The sequence below is a fragment of the Mobiluncus sp. genome (assembly GCF_985070215.1).
In genome coordinates this window covers 1-4,840 of the sequence record NZ_CFKZQR010000071.1, presented here as the reverse complement: position 1 = coordinate 4,840, position 4,840 = coordinate 1, and the positions used below count along the sequence as shown (strand labels likewise).

The following is a 4,840-nucleotide window of genomic DNA, read 5'->3' as shown; positions in this document are numbered from 1 at the left end:
GAATGAAAAAGGGGTGTACTAGTGCATAAAAAAACAGAAGCCCCGCCGACACCCCGTTCCCCCCGGTGACGCCCCCCTCCCCACCAGCCTCTGCCGACTCCGAAACGTCCCCCTCCCCCCTTGTGACCAATACGGAGACGAACATCCCGACTGTCCCGGTCGCCGTGCTACACGATGTCACCAAGGTTTACGGGGAAAAAGGCACGCGAGTCGAGGCGTTGCGCGGGATCAACGTAGATATTAACGCCCGCGAATTCACGGTCATCATGGGCCCCTCCGGTTCCGGTAAATCCACGCTGCTGCACGTCCTAGCCGGTTTGGACGCGGTCAGTTCCGGTTCCATCACGGTCAACCGCGTGGACATCACGAAACTGAAAGACAAGCCCCTGACCCTGTGGCGCCGCGACAACGTAGGGTTCGTGTTCCAGTCGTTTAACCTGGTTCCGACCTTGAGCGCCCAGGCGAATATTGAGCTACCGCTACGCCTGGCGAATAAGCCGATAGATCGGCACTGGTTCGACCAAATCGTCACCGGGCTGGACCTCACCACCCGGCTGAACCACAAGCCTTACGAACTGTCCGGTGGCCAGGTACAGCGCGTCGCGGTCGCGCGAGCCCTACTGTCTCGCCCCGCCATGCTGGTCGCTGACGAGCCGACCGGAAACCTGGACACGGCGTCTTCTGCTGAAGTCCTGAACCTACTGCGCGCCGCAGTCGATAACTTCGGGCAAACCGTGGTGATGGTCACCCACGACCAGCACGCCGCCACGACCGGGGACCGGGTCTTAATCGTCCGTGACGGGATGATTGTGCACGATTTGCATCACCCCGAACCCGCAGACATCGCGAAGGTGGCGTGAGAGATGAAAGGAATTCTGCGCGCAGACTTGCGCAAAAACGTGAAAAGCTACGCCGCTACCGCCTTGGCGATAGCCCTGGCCGTAGCGTTCCTGTTGACCTGCCTAGGGTTGACCGAGGGGCTCAAGATGACTTTGGCCCGCAACCTTACGGAGGAAGCCACCGGTGCTGACCTGATTGTTTCGACTCCCAACGGAGTTCCCTACGACGGTGAGGATCCCGAACCAGACTACCTGCAAAAGGTCGCGGACCAAGCCCATAAGGCCCACCCCGAGTGGAAAATCCTGACTCGGTCCGCCATGAGCGTGGAACTGTCCGCAAATCGCAAAACCGTGTCTGCCTCGCTATTAGGGCTGGCCGATTCCGTGTTCGACCCCAGCTCGGTCGTGGAGGGAAAGCGCCCCAGCTCTGAAACTGAAATCGGTATCGAGCAATCCAACGCGAAAACCCTGGGGGTCAAAGTCGGAGATACGATCAACGCAGGAATCTACGATTCTGCCACCGATGACACCAAGACGGTGCCGCTCAAGGTCAGCGGTATCTATAAAGCCCGTCCCGGCGCGTTCCCCACCAGCTACATTTCCGATTCCCTGGTGAAAGCCTGGGCTGGGGACGATTACTTGGCTAATATTGTGCTGATTTCGGGGGTCGGTGCCACACACCTAGACGCAGCCAGAGCCGAACTGAAAGAGTTTATCTCCCACATTCCTGACGCGGATTACTATGAGGTGTTCACCGCGGATCAATACTTGGACCGTGCCGTGGATACCATGATGGGCGGGGAAGATGTCCTGCTCGTGTTGGCCTTGGTGTTCCCGCTCATCGCTGGCGTTACCGCCATTATTGTCGTGTCAGTAACCTACAACGTGCTGTTTGCCCGCCGGCGGCGCCAACTGGCCCTGTTGCGAGCGGTCGGTGCCACCTCCGGTCAACTCCGTTCCCTAGTGGCCCGCGAGACATTACTGGTAGGCGCCATTTCCGCGGTTCTCGGAGTATTGGCAGGCGTGATTTTTTCAGCCATTGCATGCCGGATTGCCAACCTTGCTGACACCTGGGGTCAGGCTTTCACCGTTTTGAACTGGCAAAGCCTGCTGGCGGGATTCCTCTGTGGTACCGTGATTTCTTTCCTGGCTGGGTTCTCTCCGTCTCGCCGGGTCGCCCAAGTCACCCCGATTGAGGCTCTAGCGACGGAAGACAAGCTCAGCCGGCGGCGCAAGCACCGGACGGTTCGCGCCATTTTTGGTTCCATTCTGTTCTTTGGCGGCACCACCACCATGATCTACGCCACCCTGAAGAATCATCAGTTGATGACGAGCGTCTCTGAGCAGGGAGACATGGATACCTACACCTCCAACTTCTTCCTGACCGCGATGTTTGCCGGAATGATTTCCTTCCTGGGGCTGGTCCTGCTGACTTCCATCGTTTTGCCCTACGTGACTTCCGCTTTGGGCGTGTTCAGTTCCCCCGCAGCAGTGACGTGGCGTTTGGCGGCGGAGAATACGGGGCGTAACCCGCGGCGTACCGGAGCTACCGGCGCGGCCTTGACATTGGGTATTACCTTGATGGTACTGCTGCTGGTCGGGGCGGCCTCGGTAGACGCTACCGGCAAAAAACTCATCGACGAACACACGCCGGTGGACCTGCAGCTCGTTTCGGAGGGCGAACCGTTGAGCCAAACCACCATCGCCAACGTGAAAGCCACTTCCGGTTTGGAACGCACCATCGCCGTTAATGGGCTGTTGGGAAGCATTTCCCCCTGGGGAGAGTACGAAAAAACTCAGCAATTATTGTCTCAGCCGGAAAAGCTGACCCAAGACGAAAACGGCGGCTGTGTGATTCTCGGAACGAACGAGCCTTGTGAGCCTGATGAGGATTTTCAGCAACTTCTGTTGGAATCTAAGGATTTCTCGGCCATTTCGCACAGCCGGGTTCCCGTGATTGCGCCCGGCCACGTGGGAATCCCGCAGTTGAGCGATAAGGAAGTGGGTACCCCTTATGCCGTCATGAGCGGGGATAAGGTGCTGAAACTCACAGCTGAGAAAACTCCCCTGGATTTCGTGTCCCTGAACCCCCAGGACTTGGCAGGTCTGGCCAGTTCCACCCAGGTCGTCCGTCCGGCACAAACCGACACCGACCAGGAACTTGGGCGCAACGACACGGTGTTGGCACCTCGCGTGCTGCTGATGCGGATTTCCTCGGATTGCAGCTTTTCTGACATTGAGCAGCTCGCTTCGGATATTCCAGCTGCCTCTGAGCAGGATGCCTACATCACCGGTTCCGCACCCGACCGAGCCATGTTTACCCAAATAACACAAGGATTGATGTGGGGCGCATTCGCGATGCTAGGAGTATCGGTGTTGGTTGCGTTGGTTGGAGTGGCGAACACTTTGGCTCTCTCGGTGATGGAACGCCGACGGGAAAATGGGATGCTGCGCGCCCTGGGCATGACGAAGGGACGTTTGCAAGGAATGCTCGCCATCGAAGCACTGCTGACGGCACTAGGGGCCCTGGTCGTAGGCGTATTAGCCGGTTTGGGTTACGCAATAGCCGGCATCAACGCCCTGCCGGTGACGGAACTGGCCTCCGCACAAGTTATTGTGGTACCCCCGCTAGCTATCGCGGCCGCGGCGCTGACCATCGTGGTGGCGCTGTTGGCTTCGATTGGTCCGGCGCGGGCAGCAGCGCGGGTCACGCCGGTCGAGGCGCTGGCTCATGACTGAAGGTGGGGCGGCTAGCCGAAGCTGGCCTTTAGCGAAGCCGCCCCGGTAGCTGTGAGTTCGACCTGGGTCAGGGAACTGATGAGCGGAACCACCAGCGGAATTTTGCCGGTGGCCTGCAAAGTTACCTGTACCCGGGTCGATTCCACGTTGACATCTACCAGGTCAATTCCCTGCAAACCAGAGTTCGTGCCTATTGCCGCCCCTGAGAGGTATTCGGCAGCGCGTTCCGAGGCGTGATCCGGTTCGATTTCCAGGGGGACTCCGTCAACAATGCCATTTTGATAGTAGGCAGCATCCGCGATGTTGGAAGCTGCCATCGATGCGGTCTGGTCTGCCAGACGCTGCAAGCGCCGCTGTTCCAGATAAACCCCGGACAGCGCCATGCTCATCAGGATAATCACACAGAGCAGCACGCAAGCGGCCAATCCCAACAGCATGATGCGACCGTCCTCACCACCGAGACGGTCGAACCGGGCGGCAAACTGATGCGGCACCGCACCGCCCTTGTGCCATTTCCTAAGCCCCATGCTCGCCCCACTGAATCGGATAATCCGCGCTCAGCGGCAAGGAAGCGGGAAAGGAACCCTGCAGCATCGTTCCCACCAACGGTAGGGGGACTTCCACACTAACGTGGACGATACCGCGCGAGCCCGGCGCGGGGCACGGTCCAGTCACGCAGTCCAGAGTGTACTGCGCCTGCCCCGCCGGTAACCCTTGGTCAGCGGCAGCCATTTGCACCGCCAAACTGGCTGAATCAACCCCCGTTTCAGGATGCAACGTGAGGATACGCGCTGCTCCGGCCGCTCCGGCCTCGGCCGCGTACAGACCAGATTGGATCTGAAAGAAAGCCAAAATCAGGTACACCAGCGGTATCAGGAGCATCATGGTGATGCCCACAAACTCCAAGGTGGCCTCGCCGGATTCCTCACGAGCCAGCCGCTGCACCAACCTCGATGCTATTCGATGATGCCCGCGCCTCACGGCCCCTCCTCTATTACCGCGTGCCCCACCGCGGTCAAGTCCCCCGCTCCGAACAGGCCAATAACCGGCATAGGAGCCTTCACCCGTACCTCCATTACTTCCAGGTCCGAGGTGGAGTAGGGGCCACTGAGCGTCGTCAGAGTCACGCGCTCGGCGCTGACCGTATGCACGTAGTCGGGACCCAAAGTCGAGGCCAGGACACTGCGCACGGTATCATCGGCGGCGCTCGCGGGGGCCCCCGACAGCGCTGCCGCGTGCGCCCCCCCCCCCGCCCCCTCCAT

4 protein-coding genes and 1 pseudogene are annotated in these 4,840 nt (G+C 59.8%); 2 read left to right on the top strand and 3 right to left on the bottom strand.

What is annotated here, in order from left to right; translation table 11 throughout:
• Positions 1-65 precede the first annotated feature (65 nt).
• A complete protein-coding gene (locus AC5LBQ_RS09325; RefSeq protein WP_493265305.1) occupies positions 66-860 on the top strand; it encodes an ABC transporter ATP-binding protein in 795 nt (264 codons plus the stop codon).
• Between the two features lie 3 nt (positions 861-863).
• Positions 864-3,578, top strand: coding sequence for an ABC transporter permease (locus AC5LBQ_RS09320; protein WP_298635535.1), 2,715 nt, complete (start codon positions 864-866; stop codon positions 3,576-3,578).
• A gap of 11 nt (positions 3,579-3,589) precedes the next feature.
• Here the strand turns inward: AC5LBQ_RS09320 and AC5LBQ_RS09315 are convergent, their stop codons facing one another.
• The 3 genes and pseudogenes from AC5LBQ_RS09315 to AC5LBQ_RS09305 form a co-directional block, all read right to left on the bottom strand.
• Entirely contained in the window at positions 3,590-4,105 is a 516-nt protein-coding gene (locus tag AC5LBQ_RS09315; protein WP_282921925.1) for a pilus assembly protein TadG-related protein, read from the bottom strand.
• Positions 4,095-4,523, bottom strand: a complete 429-nt coding sequence (locus tag AC5LBQ_RS09310) for a pilus assembly protein TadE (RefSeq protein ID WP_493265304.1) — start codon at positions 4,521-4,523, stop codon at positions 4,095-4,097. The genes AC5LBQ_RS09315 and AC5LBQ_RS09310 overlap by 11 nt, the downstream gene beginning before the upstream one ends.
• Before the next feature lie 32 nt (positions 4,524-4,555).
• A pseudogene (locus AC5LBQ_RS09305) lies at positions 4,556-4,840 on the bottom strand (TadE/TadG family type IV pilus assembly protein); the annotation flags it as partial.

Bases quoted from the DNA above. Each gene is read 5' to 3' on its own strand.
- AC5LBQ_RS09315 (WP_282921925.1), bottom strand. From the start codon at position 4,105: ATGGGGCTTAGGAAATGGCACAAGGGCGGTGCGGTGCCGCATCAGTTT.
- AC5LBQ_RS09320 (WP_298635535.1), top strand. From the start codon at position 864: ATGAAAGGAATTCTGCGCGCAGACTTGCGCAAAAACGTGAAAAGCTAC.